This is a genomic window from Nocardiopsis sp. NPDC055551 (assembly GCF_053619415.1).
This window is the reverse complement of record NZ_JBSHJJ010000004.1, coordinates 68264-82842: the sequence shown is the minus strand read 5'-3', so window position 1 is coordinate 82842 and position 14579 is coordinate 68264. Positions and strand designations below refer to the sequence as shown.

Sequence of the window (14579 nt, the reverse complement as noted above, 5' to 3'; positions counted from 1 at the left end):
GGCGAAGGGACTCCGATAGGATCACCTCGGCGGCCGCTCCACCGAAACGCCGATCGATCAATATTCAACCCTTTGGAACAAGGAGATCACATGAACGCCCAGACCGCAGCCGATCTTGTCGGGCAGTACATCTCGATCTGGAACGCAGCAGCGAACCGGGAACGACAAGATATCATCGACAACCTCTTCACCCCGGAAGGCGTGTACGTCGATCCCAATATCACCGCGACAGGCACCTCCGAGATCGGTAAGTACATCAGCGACGCGTCACGGAATTTCGCCGGAATGCGCTTCATCCACGGCCCCGTCCTGGCACACCACGACCTCGTGCATTTCACGTGGGAGGTCGGCCCGGACAGTGGCCCACCAGTCGTCAGCGGCTACGACGTCGCTCTGCTCGAACGCGGCCGCATCACCAGGCTGTACGGCTTCTTCAACGGCTACTGAGCCTTGCCAACCTGGTATCGGAATGTTCAGAGCGGGTATGGCGTGGCGTAACCACGAACGAGTAATCGGACTGCCGGGAGGAACCTCACCTTCCGGTGCCACGAGCGCAGGATCGCGCGCACCGGCGCCGATGCGCACGTCATGGCCACAGAGGTCCTGACCACGTGATCCGCGCGGGCCGGTGAACCGAAACTCAAGGTCCCCACCTCCGGCGGCTTGGCCAATATCGGCCAAGCCGCCTTTCTCAATGCCGCTTAGCTTAAGTTGACGTGGGTCGTCGAATAGGTTGCTGACCATGGTTCTCACGCCGCCCACCGGAAGGCTCTCCGACTGGCTCAGCGTCGGCGTTCTGACTTCCTCTGTGCCCCGCGATGTCATCGAGCAGGCCCTGACCCAGCACGGTAAGCAGGCCAAACGCTCTGACGGCAAACTCCCTCCCCACGTCATGGTCTATTTCGCCATGGCCCTGGCCCTGTTCTCCGAGAAGGACTACGAAGAGGTCATCACCCGTCTGAGCGAACCCCTGGCTCTATGGGGCTGCCGGGAATGGCAGGCCCCGACCACGGGCGGGATCACCCAGGCACGCCAACGTCTGGGCTGGCAGGTCATGGAAACAATCTTCGACCAGATCGCCGCTCGACCGGTCGCCGGGGCCCTGACCCGGACGGCCTGGCTGGGACCTCTGCGCCTGGTCAGTATCGACGGCATGGTCTTGGACGTGCCCGACACTGGCGCCAATGCCGCCGCGTTCGGCAGCGGCGACTCGGCCATCCCTTCGACCTCTCCCCAGGTCAGGGTGGTGACTCTGAACGAGTGCGGTTCCCACGCGCCCCTGGCCGCCGCTCTGGGGCCGGGTGGGGACGGTAGAGGCGCAGAGGAGCGGCCCCCGGCCCGGGCCCTCTACCCCCGCCTGGAGCACGACATGCTGCTGCTCGCCGACCACCGCTTCTCCTCCTGTACCGACTTCGACCGTGCCGCCGACACCGGCGCCCACCTGCTCTGGCGCGTCAAGGACGAGGTGGATCTGCCCGTAGTGGAATTCCTCCCGGACGGCTCCTACCTGTCGGTGATCACCCGTGCCCGTGCCCGTCCCCGGCCCGTCACCCACCAGAGGCCGGCCCGCCTGATCCGGGTCATCGAATACGAGGTGGACCAGCAGGCCGCCGAGCCCGAACGCGTCTGTCTGCTGACCACACTCACCGACCCCCTCGCCATGCCCGCACCCCACCTGGCCCAGGCCTACCACCAGCGTTGGAAGAGCGAGTGCGCCAACGCCGAATTGAAGAGCTCATTAGGCTGGTCCGGCCGGGTGCTGCGCTCACGCAGCCCGGACATGGTCCGACAGGAGGTCTACGGCTACCTGCTCACCCACCGGGCTTTGAGCTCGTTGCTCTGCAAGGCGGCCACCGAGGCCGAGGTCGCCCCTGATCGGGCCGAGCGGCCGGCAGCATGGTCCCGCCCCGCCCGGAAGATCAATTTACGCTAAGCGGCATTACCGCTTGCCCGCACCCATCACTGGCATGATGACGATGATCACTCGAATACCGAGTAAGGATTTCGGGTAGTGTAACTTCGGGTCAAAATCTTGAACATTGTAGAGTGAGATCATCAAAGATTTAACGGGAACATGAGCCAAAATTCTAGAAAATAATTAGCGATTGACATTCGGCAAGGCGGGGGATTTTGTCCGAAATTCGGGGAACATTCATCATGGACTTGGCTTCTCATAGCGAAATCACCCATGAGGGGAACCGGAGGTTTGATACGGAAACATGGACTATGGGACCATGGTAGAGTTCAAATTACTCGGCCCACTGCAAGTCATCTGCAATGGCGAGCGCGCTGCACTCGGAGGAGTCAAGCAGCGTGCACTCCTAGGACGGCTTCTGCTAGAACCCAACCAGGTAGTGTCGATCAGTAAACTGATGGATGCGCTCTGGCCGATCGATGAACCGCCGGCGACCGCCCGGAAGATCATCCAGAATTCCGTATGGTCCTTGCGGTCGGTACTGAATTCCATGCAGCCGCACTGCGTTCCACCAGTGCTCATCACCCAGTCGCCGGGCTACATGCTCGATGTTGACGAGGGCTCGGTCGACCTGAACCTTTTCCAACGGAAGCTGGAGTCGGGCAGGAAAGAAATGGCCAATGGCCGGCCGGCCGAAGCGGCTTTCGTTGTCCGCGAGGCGCTAGAGCTATGGCGCGGTGACGTGCTGGCGGACCTGGCTGAAGTCGGCCTCAACTGGCCGGAATCCACCCTCATCGACAACACGCGCACGGATGCGCTGGAACTGTACTACGAGGCCAAGGTCGCACGCGGGCATCACCGCGAGGTGATCGGCGGAATCGAAAAACTGGTGGCGGCCGAGCCGCTGCGCGAAGGTGCCGCCGGGTTGCTCATGTTGTCGCTGTACCGTTCCGGTCGGCAAACGGAGGCCCTGAGCATCTACAGTCGGGCGCATTCCAAACTCATGGAGGATTTCGGACTCGAGCCGGGCCCTTCGCTCCGGCAGCTCCAAGAGCGCATCCTGTGCCATGATCCGACACTCGACGAAGGCGACTTCGACGTTGCCACGGAGACCGGTGCCGTCAAGGTGGCGCCGCCGCCCGGCGTTACCACTCGGCCTCCTGCGGCGGCCGGTTTCCAGGCTGATGTCGTTCCCGACACGTTGGCTCCGGTCACTGCACCCGACGTGCTCCCGGCGACGACCGCGTCGGCCGACAGGTACACAACGACCGTCATGATCGCGCGGGCACACGTGGGGGCGGGCGCGACGACGGTCGATCCTTCCGGAGCCGACGAGCTGCTCGCCGGCATCCACGCTCTACTGAGGATGGGCGTGGAGTGCTGCGGCGGACAGGTTGTGGCATCCGTGGGTTCGGCGACGATCGCGCTGTTCAATCACGGTGATGCCGGGGAGAACGCCGCGAATGCCGTCCAACTCGCACTGCTTCTGCGCGACAGCCTCGACATGTCGGACGAGTACACGGACGGTTTGACGATCCGCGCGTTGGTGGCGACCGGCGCCCTTCAGTGGAACACCGACGTTCCCGATGCGAGTGACATTTTCGTGAACGGCGCACTGCTCGACCAGTGCTGGGAGACCTTTCCGCGGGTCCCGGTCGGTTCGGTCTGGGTGTGCGATCGGACCAGGTCGATGAGCTCGGCCACGTTGCGCTTCGCCAAGAGCGCCGAAGAACCACGGTACTGGGCGGCCGACGGGCTCTCGGAAGACGACTGGGTGGAGACCGAACCATTCATCGAGCGTGACTACGAGTTGGAGCTCCTTCTGCGCACGTTCGAACGGGTGGAACAGCGGGGAATCCCGCACTTGGTGACGGTGCTCGGGAACCATGGAACAGGGAAGAGCCGGCTGCTGTCGGAGTTCTGCCAGTTGGCCAACTTCCAGGCGATCCTTGCACCGCTGATTGTCAGGTATCGCGTGAGTAGGTCCCAGAGCGTCGATCAACTCGCCTTTACCGCCGAGTTGCGTTCACGCGACACAATGATCGGAGGCCACCGTCAGGCCAACTTGACCGGGAGCGCCGAGGATCTTGTTCGGGAATTGGCCGTGAATCGCCCGGTGATGATCGTAGTGGACGATCTGCATCTTGCCGACAATGCGACCCTGGATTTCTTCGAGCGGCTTGGCACGTCCATCCTTCCGGGGAAGCTTCTGGTCGTCGCGAGCGCAAACGAAGATTTCCACCAGCGGCATCCACATTGGGGTGCGACCCAACCCAATAGCAACCGAATCGTGCTCGAATCGCTTTCGACCGACGGGGTCACCGCAATCTTGGACAACCTGTTGAACTCCATCGGACAATGCATTGACGAGTCGACTTGGTGGCTTTTCGAACGAGCATTCGGCAGCCCGGATTCCGCCGCTTTAAAGCGGGCGCGACTCATGAGGGCCCTCCCGCTGGTCGTTGGAAACAAATATTTCCCCAAGGAATTCTCCGAGAAACCAAGACCAAACACAGAAAGCACTAGAGAGCGCAAGAGTCGACGTTTGCGTGAGCCTTTTTCAACCTGAGAGTGCGGGTCACAGGTTCGAGTCCCGTACCACCCACAAGCAATACCGAAGACCAGAACCGTGGGTTCTGGCCTTCGGTGTTTTCCGAGCCTTCTTCGGGAGACACCCACGATCCGCGTCCACCCCCGGCTCGGAGCCAGGACATCATGATGACGGTCGCGGTCGCATCCCGTTCACCGGGAGGGTCTCAGCGCCTCAGGCCTCGTACTCGGTGATCGACCGGGCGATCCCGTCGACCATCTCGACCGAGGCCAGGATGACGGTCCCGTTCGCGAGAGTGGCGTCGAACTCGTCGAAGTCGCACCTCACCTCGCCGGTGTCGGGGTCCTGAACACCTTCGGCGCAGGCGTAGATCCCAGCGATGATCGTGGTGTCCTCGGCCACGTAGAACGCCGTGCCGTCGACGCGGTACTCGCCCGGGGCGATGTACTCCAACTCTCCCGTGGCGGTCCCGGTGAACCCACCGGACTCCTCCGGGGCATCGGGTTCGACGGAGTCGTAGTGGCTGTCGTTGTCGTACTCGGTGACCGACTCGGCGTTGCCCTCCTCGTTCACCTCGACCTCGGCGAAGACGGCCGTGTCACCCTGGACGGTGGTTTCGAGCGTCTCCAGGTCGCACTCCACGATTCCGAAACCGATCTCGTCGACACCGTCTTCGGCGGGGCAGACGTGATGGCCACCGAGGATCCGTGTGTCCTCGGCGATGTGGAAGGCCTGTCCGTCGATGATGAACTCGCCCGGAGCGAGGAACTCCAGCTCTCCCGCCAGAGTCTCCACCCCTTCGTCGACCTGGGAGTTCTCCCCCGTATGCGCGGGGTCGACCGATGACACCGCGTCGACCATTCCCTGGGCCGAACAGGCCGCGGAACCGACGACCACCAGACCAGAGGTCGCGAGGGCCAGGACGCTGGAACGGACATCGAGCTTCATGATGTTCCTTTCTCCCCAAGGAAGGACGTACGAAATTGCGGATCGGCTTCGGGAGTCGCTACACCGGGCGGGTTCCAAGGTGCCCCGGGATCGGTTGCTCCTGCCGTCGCCCTACATGTGTCTGTGTCGGTTTCCGTGTCAGGGTCTGTGTCAGTGTGGCTACTTTCTGTGTGTTCCGATGGCGGTCCGGAGACTTGAGTTCTGTCGGGGGAGGATATTTTTCGGAGATCCGGCCGAGACGCAGGCCTCCTGGGGAAAACTTCCTGGTCAGGCCGTCATGGCGTTCTCGCCGGCTATATCCGGCTGCATGATGTACATCGACCCGCGATGGACCCTCGGTTCACGGTCGAGCGCGTCGATGTTCGCGAAACCCTTGTGCACAGGGTTTTTGTTGCGCGGAGGGTCTGCGCGCGAGGAGAATGACCGATGATCCCCCGAATCGTTCCCCGCGCAGGAAGGCGCCGATGAACACCCCGCGTATCCCCCTGGACACGACCGTTCCCCACTCCGCACGGGTGATGAACTTCTGGTTGGGGGGCAAGGACCACTATCCGGTCGATCGCGCTCTGGGAGAACAGGTCGAATCGGCCTTCCCCGAGATCGTCGAGGTGATGCGCGCCGATCGCCGGTTCCTCCTCCGCTCGGTCACCCATCTGGCCCGGGAAGAGGGCGTCCGCCAGTTCCTGGACATCGGGACCGGTCTTCCCACCGCGAACAACACACACGAGGTCGCCCAGGCGGTCGCCCCCGAGTCCAAGATCGTCTACGTCGACAACGATCCCCTGGTCCTCACGCACGCCCGGGCTCTGCTGACCAGCACCGAGGAGGGCACCACCGACTACATCGACGCCGACCTGCTCGACCCGCGGACACTACTGGCCCAGGCCCGCGAGCACCTGGACTTCACCCGACCGATCGGGTTGGTCATCATGGGTACGTTCGGCCACTTCCCCGCCGACGAGCGGACCTACGCCGTGGCGCGCGCCTACGTGGACGCCCTGCCCTCGGGAAGCTTCCTGGCCCTGTGCGACAGCACCGACACCAGCCCGCAGATCGTGGAGGCGGCCAAGGCCTGGAACGAGAACGCGGCCCAACCCATCCACCTGCGCACCCCGGAGCAGATCGGCGCCTTCTTCGAGGGGTTGGAGCTGTTGGATCCCGGCGTGGTCTCCGTCCCGTTCTGGCGGCCCGAGGAGAGCCGGGTGGGCTCTGTCCGAGAGGTCGCCCAGTACGGCGGTGTCGCCCGCAAGCCCTGAACCCGAGTGGTCGCCCCCGTCTCCCGTGCACGATCCCGGCGACGTGGTCGGGGGTGTCCGTCCCGATGTTCCATCAGGGCGGGTGTTTCAATGGAACGACCACGGAGGGAGTCGAGATGTCCGAGCGGTTCAGCGTGGGTGACCACGTGACATGGAACTCGGAGGCCGGGCACGTGTCGGGCACGGTGACGAAGGTGCACACGAAGGACTTCGACTACAAGGGCCACACCCGCCGGGCGTCGAAGGACGATCCGCAGTACGAGATCAAGAGCGACAAGACCGACCACGTCGCCGCCCACAAGGGCAGCGCCTTGCGGCCGGTCGATGAATGAGCCGTTCTTCACGATCGGGCACTCCAACCGGACGCTCGGCGAGTTCGTCGAGCTGCTCCGGGAGCCCCACGTCGAGCTGATCGTCGATGTTCGGCGGCTTCCGGGCTCTACCCGGTACCCGTGGTTCGACCAGGGTCCGCTCTCGGACGCCCTCGGTGAGGCGGGGATCCGGTATCGGCGCGCCGAGGGGCTGACCGGACGTCGTCCGGTGAGCAAGGACGTGCCGTTCGAGGTCAACGCCTGGTGGGAGAACCGCGGCTTCCACAACTACGCCGATCACGCACTCTCGGACGAGTTCCGAAGTGCCCTCGCCGAGCTGCGGGGGTGGGGACGCACGCGACGCGCGGCCGTGATGTGTTCCGAGGCGGTGTGGTGGCGGTGCCACCGGAGAATCATCGCCGATCACCTCCTCGCTCACGCCGAATACGTGCGGCACATCCTCGGCGTCGACCACATCGACGCGGCGCGGCCGAGTCCTGGCGCCGTCATCGACCCCCGGCGCGAGGTCACATACCCGGCCACCGGCTAGCGGTTCGCACGATCCGGGGCCGGGACCGCGCGACGCGATCCCGGCCGCACCGGCTAGTAGTAGCGGGGGAAGCCCGACCAGTCGGGGCTGCGCTTCTCCAGGAACGCCGTCTTGCCCTCCACGGCCTCCTCGGTCATGTAGGCGAGCCGGGTCGCCTCTCCCGCGAACAGCTGCTGCCCGAGCATCCCGTCGTCGGGAAGGTTGAAGGCGTACTTGAGCATCCGGATCGCCTGCGGCGATTGGTCGGCGATGTCGGTGGCCATCCGCACCGCGGTGTCCTCCAGCTCGCCGTGATCGGCCACGGTGTTGACCGCGCCCATCTCCTGCATTTCGGTGGCCGAGTACGGCCGGGCCAGGAAGAAGATCTCCCGCGCCCGCTTCTGGCCGACCTGACGGGCCAGCAGCGCGGAACCGTACCCACCGTCGAACGATCCGACGGTGGCGTCCGTCTGCTTGAAGAACCCGTGCTGTCGTGAGGCGATGGTCAGGTCGCACACCACGTGGAGCGAATGTCCGCCGCCGGCCGCCCAGCCGTTGACCACGGCGATGACCACCTTGGGCATGGAGCGGATCAACCGCTGGACCTCCAGGATGTGCAGCCGGCCCTGGTCGGCCTTGCGCTGTTCGCCTCCGTCCTCACCGCCCTCGTACAGGTAGCCGTCCCGACCGCGCACCCTCTGGTCCCCGCCGGAGCAGAAGGCCCAACCGCCGTCCTTGGCGGACGGGCCGTTGCCGGTGAGCAGGACGGTACCGATCGCCGTCCAGGAGCGCGCGTGCTCCATCGCCGTGTAGAGCTCGTCGACCGTGTGCGGCCGGAAGGCGTTGCGCACCTCCGGGCGATCGAAGGCGATACGCACCGCACCGATGTCCTTGCCCGCGCCACTACGCGCGGGTCCGACATAGCGGTGGTAGGTGATGTCGGTGAAGTCGAAACCCTCGACCTTCCTCCATTCAGACTCTCTGAACGGCTGCTCGCTCGCCGACGTTTCCATCCCTTTTCCTCTTTTCCGTGACGCCATTGGGGGCTCAACGCTGTCGCGTGTCGATCAAGATCATCCCAGGTGGCGTCGAGCTCGCCGTCAGGTGCTCAGGCGGCGCAGGTGAGCGACCGGGGGCGCTACCTCAACACCGACACCACGGCCTTCCTGCAGTTGGTCCAGGGCAACCTGTTCACCGACTTCCCGGACCTGAAGCTGATCATCCCGCACAGCGGTGGCGTTGGGCGGGCCGGAGCTGGAGGAACACGTGATGCGCAACGTCTACTTCGACACTTGCGGGTACCACCCGACGTCGTCCCGAATGAGAACATCCTCTTCGACTCGGAGATGATCGGCGCCTCGCCTCCCGGGTGAGGGGCACCTCGACGGCATCCACCGGATGGTGGGTGCCGTCGTCGTTCGAGCGCGCTTCCTCGGTGGATCACCGCCGGGGCGGCCTGGGTCGGCAAGACGTCACCGACCCTGCACCGGGCGCACACCGGGTCCGGACAGGCCCCTTTCCCGGCCGTGCGGGGATTCACATCAACCGCCGAGTCCCGTAGCCTCTCCTTTACTCGTCAGTAACTTTTTCGTTCCAGGCGGAGAGGACACGACTCGTGAAGGTGCCCCCAATGCCCACGGAGGGTCGGCCCCGGGGCGGTACCCATCCCCTGGCCGACGTCCCCGTGGAGTTCGCCGACCACTTCCGCGCCCACGTCGAACCCCTCATCGACGTGGTGGTGGCCCGGATCCACGAGAGCGTGCCCGAATACATCCGACCCGGAAACCAGGTGTACGCCGCTTCCACCCGCACCGCGGTCCGTGAGGCGTTGACCGTGTTCCTGGACCGCGTGGGGGTGACCGATCCGCCGGAGCACCGGCTACGGGAACGGTTCCGCATGCTCGGTGAGGCGGAGGTCCACGAGGGCCGCAGCCTCGACAGCCTGCAGACCGCGATGCGCACCGCCCTGGTCATCATGTGGCGCGAACTCCTGAAGGTTCAGGAACAGCGCCCCGAACTCCTGCCCCAGCGGCACATCGGCCCGGTCGCCGAGGCCGCGTTCCTGTTCCTAGAGGAGATGGCCTCCGCTGCCTCCGAGGGCTACAACCAGGCGCGGGCCCGGGCCTCGGGAGAACTCCAACGACGTCGGAGGCGCCTGGTCGACCTGCTGTTGTCCGACCCCGCCCCCTCGCCCCGGGCCATCGCCGACCTGGCCTCCTCCGCCCAGTGGCGCGTCCCCGACAAGGTGGCGGTGATCGTCCTCCAAGGAGACGGGAAGGAGGCGGCCCCGCCCACGCTGCCCTCCGACGTGCTGCACGACTTCCACCGGGCCGATCCCTGTCTCGTGCTCCCCGATCCGGAAGGGCCCGGCAGGATGCGGACCCTGGAACGCCTGTTGCGCGGCCGGCACGCCGCGGCGGGTCCGGCCGTGGACGTCACCGAGACGGCCCTCTCCCTGAACCACGCGCGCGAGACCCTCCAACTGGTCGAATCGGGGGTGGTGCCCGCCGACGGGATCTCCCTGTGGAGCGAACACCTCACGCCGCTCCTGCTGCTACGGAACCGGGAGCTGATGCGGGAGATGACCATCTCCCGGTTGGCCCCCATGCGGGAGCTGTCCGAGGGGCAACGCGAGCGCCTGTCCGAGACCCTACTGCTCTGGTTGCAGCACGGGTACAACGCCAAGCGGGTGGCCGAGGTACAGCACCTCCACCCGCAGACGGTGCGGTATCGCCTGCGCCGACTGACGGAGCTGTTCGGTGATCGGCTGGACAAGCCCGATCCGCGTTTCGAGCTGGAGATGGCGCTGCGGGTGGAGCGATTGCTCCGGTCGGCCCCGCGCACGTGAGAACGGCCGCCGGGAGGAGGTTCCCGGCGGCCGTGTCGCTCCATCCGTGCCATCGGCCTCAGCAGGTACTGGAGTCCGGTTCCCCGGCCAACCGCCCGCTGAGCCAGTCCTGGGCACGTTGGGTGTCCAGGAAGAAGCTCGTCAGGTGCGGCCCGGAGAAGGTCCGTCGCCACTCCACCGAAGCGCCCCCGGCGCAGTAGGCGTCGCGCAACTCCTCCCCCTGCTCGATCGGGATGACGTCGTCGCCCGAGGAGTGGTACAGGTACAGCGGCGCCTCCGGCACGCTCTCACCGGGCTTGTTCTCCAGCAGCCGGGCCTGCCACTCGGGGCTGTTGATCAGGTCGACGTCGACCGTCTCGTCCATGGTCATGCCGGCACCGGAGGTCAGCGCCTCGATCATGCAGCCGTCGACCGAGGCGTCCAGGAGCCGCTGCCCCTTCTCGGTGAGGTGCTCCTCGAAGGACAGCTCGGGATAGGCCGCCGCGAAACCGTAGGCGGTGAAGCCCACGAAGGCGAAGTAGAGACTGCCGTCCAACTGGTCGGCGACCTGCGTCAGGTCCGCCGGAACACCCCCGGCGGCCACACCGGCCAGCGGCAGTTCGGGGGCGTAGTCGGGCTGCATCTGACCGGCCCACACCGAGGCCCCGCCGCCCTGGGAGAATCCGCTGACGCCCATCGGCGCCTCGGCGGAGATGTCGAGTTCGTCCATGCGGGTCGCGGCGCGCAGGCCGTCCAGCACGGCCGCGCCCTGGGAGTGGCCCACCATGTAGGTGTGCGGTGAGGGCGTGCCCAGCCCCTCGTAGTCGGTGACCACCAGCGCGTGCCCCTGGTCGATGACGTTCTTCATCATCGAGGCCTCGTAGTCCAGGCCCTGTTCGAGGCCGATCGAGGGGGCGCAGTGAGAGCCGAGGCCGTGGGTGCCGATGGCGTAGGAGACCAGGGGCCGCTCGCCCTCACCCTCCCATTCCGCATCGGGGACCATGACGGTGCCGGTGACCGCCATGGGTTCGCCCATGGCGTTCGTGGACAGGTACATCACCCGCCACACGTCGGCGTCGAACTGGCCGACGCCCAGGGGCGCGGTGTAGGCCTCGGAGGGTTCGGCCCGGATGACGTCGCCGGGCTCTCCCTGGGGCAGGGGGTCCGGGGGAAGGTAGAAGTCGTTGCGGGCTTCGGGGGAATCGGCTTCGGGCTGGTCGAGCTCCTCCCAGTCCTCAAGCGCTTCGGCGACCTCGACGTCCGTGGGCTCTTGGGTCACGGACGGTTCCATGTCGGCCACCGCTGCCACCGGTTGCAGTGCCAGCACGGCGCCGAGCGCGCCGGCGGTGCAGGCCACCGCGGCGGTCCTTCGCAGACCGGGTGTGCGGGGTTGGTGTTCCACGACTTGCTCCAGATCTCCTGTGCGAATCGCGCGTGACGCGCGACACATAGACCTTGTCGCGGAAACGACACGTGGCACTACGCACCGTGCTGCGTGTGCCGCGAAGGGTTTCACTCACCCCGAGACACTCAGGGCTCGGTGGGGCCCGTGGGGTCGGGGGGCGGTGGGCTCGGTCGGTCCGAGACTTCCAGCCAGAGGGAGGCAGCGGAGCCCGGTATTGGGGGCTGGTTCTCCCCTGAGTTATCCACAGGCGGGAGAGTTCGGGGTGGTGAACCGTTCCGCCTACGTGATCCCATCGATCTTGGGGGAGCCGCTGGTTTCGCCGGTTTTGCGCTGCCCGGGGTGGTGGGGGTGGGGTGTGGGGTGTGGGGTGTGGGGTGTGGGGTGCCTCGGGTTTTTGGTTCTTGGGGTTGGTGAGCGTTGCTCGGGTGGTTGGTGGGGCGCCTCAGGTAGAGAACCTACCGGCGGCCTGGCGGGGTGGGGGTGGGTTCTCCCTCCTTCCCCGCCGCGTGATTGTTGCCGCCCGCACCGCACGCGTCAAGGCGATGTTGTGTTGCTGTGGCGCTGTGGTGGGTGGCTTTGACCCGTGCGGTGCGGGCGGCGGTTTGGCGGCTATCGGGGAAGGGGGGAGAGTGGTTGAGGTACCTAACGGCCCTGTGGGCCTGCGCCCCACTCCGGCCGCAAGCGGCCGGATCCCTTCCCCTCCGACTGGTGTCCTCGTGGAGCGCGTCGCCACTACGTGACGGGTCCGGTAACGAAGGGCCCGCTACAGGCCGGGTTCGGGGTGGGGCGCGTCCCTGCGGTAGCCGGCTCTGGTGGGGCTTTTTCCCGATGATCTTGTCCGTAGCGCCATGTTCGGCGCCCAAATTGGCGCTATGAGCAAGATCAAAACCCGGATCCTATTTAATCCCGGGTTGCGGATAACCCGGAATGGCCACCGTATCTATGGTAGGCGCATCCGCTGGCTGGGAAATGAATTGAATATACCCACGAGTAAGACTCCCGTTCTTTGGGGTGCCCGCCTATAATTAGAGTATGAGTTTTCCTCCCAGCACACCACGCCCGACCGGGAACACCCCGGTCGATCAGGCGATGGCGGGTGCGCGGGAGTTGGCGGTGGAATTCTCCGGCCGGGATGTCCCGTTCGGGTGCGAAGCCGATGTGCTCGCCCAGTTCGGCCGCCTCAACCAGGAAACAGACCGGATCCGCTATGGGATGCTGCCCGCCCTGGCCCGGATGGAGGCCACCGGTGCCCTGTTGGAAGAGGGTGGCCAGCGCAGCATCCAGGCGTGGATCACTCACCAGTGGGGCACCTCTCCGGCTGAGGCCCGCGATCTCGCCATCCTCGCCCGGGCGTTGTACAAGCAGCAGTTGCCGCTCGTGGAAGAAGCCTTCCAGGCCAGCGCCCTGTCGTTGGGTGAAGCGTGCGCGATCGCGACCTCCACGAAAAAGGCCACCGCCGAGTGGGCGAAGATCCTCGAAACGGCGGATGAGGAATTCCGTGCCCAGCGTCCTTCGGTGGAGGGTTTTCGGGCCCGGTTGGAATTCGGGCTGATCGGTTTCAAGGCCGAGCGTCCGCAAGTGTCGGTGCGCCAGTTGCGGGACGCGGCGAAATGGTTCGTGGCCCGCTTGGACCCGGATAAGGCCGACCGGGACTATGACGAAACGTTCGAGAAGCGGGGCGCGCAGTTCTCCCCGACTTTCGAGTCCGGGTTCCTGTTGCGGATGTGGGGTCCGGGGGCCGACAACGAGCTCATCCAGGCCGCCCTGGAGGCGTACACCCAGCCGTACGGTCCCGATAATGCCGCCACCCCGAAGCATCAGCGGGTCTATGACGCAATGATGCGCATCTTCGAGACCGCCCTGACCCACCGGGGTTGCTCCAGTCTGAGCCGGCAGCCGTTGGCGACCCTCAACATCACCGTCCCCCTCAAACGCTTCCTCGGAGACGAAACCGCTGAACCCGCCGTCACGGAGGACGGTGTGGTCATCCCCGACCAGATGGTGGCCCGCCTGACCCCCAACAGCTGGCTGCGCCGGTTCGTGACCGACGAGGAAGGTCAAACCCTGCTGGATGTGGGGCAGAAGAAGCGGTGCGCCCCGGACCCGGTCCGTCAGGCGGCAGGGTTCAAGAAGTCCTACTGCGAGTGGCACCAGGGCTGTGATGTGCCGCGTAGCTGGTCGCAGTTCGACCACATCGTCCCCTTCTCCCACGGCGGGGCCACCAGCTCCGACAACATGCAGATCCTGTGCTCGACCCATAACCGGCTCAAGCACCGGTTGCAGGCCAAGGTGAACCGGAAGATCTGGGAACACCACCACGCCCAGAACCGCCAGGACACCGAGACCAGCGGGGACAGGGACGGGGAAGGAGAGCCAGCCCCAGCCACCGCCTTCTAACCACCACGACCCGCTTCCACCACGCGTTTCCGCCAGGTGGAACACCACCACCCCGAGAACGCCCCAAGCGGGTGTCAGACCCCAAGGGCCCGTGCCCTGTGGGGATATCGGCATGCCCCCACCACGAACCCCCCACCCAGAGCCATAACCAGGGGCCGGAGTGGCTCCTGTTGGGGGTGTCGGCAGCACACCTGCCGAGATCGGCCCTACTGCCACCCCACTACGGGCACAGTGCCGGGTGCCGGCACCGGGGCTACCCCACTGCGGACACGGCACCGGGTAGCAGCACCTGGGTTACTCCCACCACCACTGACCACCACTGCTAACGGCCCGCCGGTACCGGGGCCTGCTGTGAGCCTCGGTGCGGTCTTGCTACCGGGGCCGGCTACCGCAGGGACGCGCCCCGCCCCGTGTCTGGCCTGTAGCGGGTCCTTCGTGAC

12 protein-coding genes are annotated in these 14579 nt (G+C 65.8%); 9 read left to right on the top strand and 3 right to left on the bottom strand.

Features of this window, described 5'->3' with window-relative positions; translation table 11 throughout:
* The first annotated feature begins 90 nt into the window (after positions 1-90).
* From ACWGSK_RS09015 to ACWGSK_RS09005, 3 genes are all read left to right on the top strand, one after another.
* A complete protein-coding gene (locus tag ACWGSK_RS09015) occupies positions 91-447 on the top strand; it encodes a nuclear transport factor 2 family protein (RefSeq protein ID WP_452455584.1) in 357 nt (118 codons plus the stop codon).
* Positions 448-742: 295 nt separating this feature from the next.
* Complete coding sequence (locus ACWGSK_RS09010; RefSeq protein ID WP_452455583.1) at positions 743-1933, top strand: IS4 family transposase; 1191 nt, start codon at positions 743-745, stop codon at positions 1931-1933.
* Between the two features lie 301 nt (positions 1934-2234).
* Positions 2235-4484 (top strand): BTAD domain-containing putative transcriptional regulator, encoded by a 2250-nt coding sequence (locus ACWGSK_RS09005; protein ID WP_452455582.1) that lies wholly within the window; start codon positions 2235-2237, stop codon positions 4482-4484.
* A gap of 195 nt (positions 4485-4679) precedes the next feature.
* Here ACWGSK_RS09005 and ACWGSK_RS09000 read toward each other — a convergent pair whose 3' ends face one another.
* Positions 4680-5414: a hypothetical protein gene (locus ACWGSK_RS09000; protein ID WP_452455581.1), complete on the bottom strand. Its 735-nt coding sequence runs from the start codon at positions 5412-5414 to the stop codon at positions 4680-4682.
* 464 nt (positions 5415-5878) lie between these two features.
* On the opposite strand from ACWGSK_RS09000, the gene ACWGSK_RS08995 reads away from it, so the two are divergent.
* From ACWGSK_RS08995 to ACWGSK_RS08985, 3 genes are all read left to right on the top strand, one after another.
* Positions 5879-6670 (top strand): SAM-dependent methyltransferase, encoded by a 792-nt coding sequence (locus ACWGSK_RS08995; RefSeq protein ID WP_452455580.1) that lies wholly within the window; start codon positions 5879-5881, stop codon positions 6668-6670.
* A gap of 116 nt (positions 6671-6786) precedes the next feature.
* Positions 6787-7002, top strand: coding sequence for a hypervirulence associated TUDOR domain-containing protein (locus tag ACWGSK_RS08990; RefSeq protein ID WP_358511452.1), 216 nt, complete (start codon positions 6787-6789; stop codon positions 7000-7002).
* Positions 6995-7531: a DUF488 domain-containing protein gene (locus tag ACWGSK_RS08985; protein WP_452455579.1), complete on the top strand. Its 537-nt coding sequence runs from the start codon at positions 6995-6997 to the stop codon at positions 7529-7531. Before ACWGSK_RS08990 ends, ACWGSK_RS08985 begins: the two co-directional genes overlap by 8 nt.
* A 53-nt stretch (positions 7532-7584) precedes the next feature.
* On the opposite strand, the gene ACWGSK_RS08980 is transcribed toward ACWGSK_RS08985, so the two are convergent.
* On the bottom strand, positions 7585-8523 hold the full coding sequence (locus ACWGSK_RS08980; RefSeq protein WP_452455578.1) for a 1,4-dihydroxy-2-naphthoyl-CoA synthase: 939 nt from the start codon (positions 8521-8523) through the stop codon (positions 7585-7587).
* Positions 8524-8631: 108 nt separating this feature from the next.
* Here ACWGSK_RS08980 and ACWGSK_RS08975 point away from each other — a divergent pair, with 108 nt between their 5' ends.
* Complete coding sequence (locus ACWGSK_RS08975) at positions 8632-8883, top strand: hypothetical protein (protein ID WP_452455577.1); 252 nt, start codon at positions 8632-8634, stop codon at positions 8881-8883.
* A gap of 257 nt (positions 8884-9140) precedes the next feature.
* On the top strand, positions 9141-10358 hold the full coding sequence (locus tag ACWGSK_RS08970) for a PucR family transcriptional regulator (RefSeq protein WP_452455576.1): 1218 nt from the start codon (positions 9141-9143) through the stop codon (positions 10356-10358).
* A 58-nt stretch (positions 10359-10416) separates the two neighbouring features.
* On the opposite strand, the gene ACWGSK_RS08965 is transcribed toward ACWGSK_RS08970, so the two are convergent.
* On the bottom strand, positions 10417-11739 hold the full coding sequence (locus ACWGSK_RS08965) for a lipase family protein (RefSeq protein WP_452455575.1): 1323 nt from the start codon (positions 11737-11739) through the stop codon (positions 10417-10419).
* A 1035-nt stretch (positions 11740-12774) separates the two neighbouring features.
* On the opposite strand from ACWGSK_RS08965, the gene ACWGSK_RS08960 reads away from it, so the two are divergent.
* Positions 12775-14139, top strand: coding sequence for a DUF222 domain-containing protein (locus ACWGSK_RS08960; protein ID WP_452455574.1), 1365 nt, complete (start codon positions 12775-12777; stop codon positions 14137-14139).
* Positions 14140-14579 lie beyond the last annotated feature (440 nt).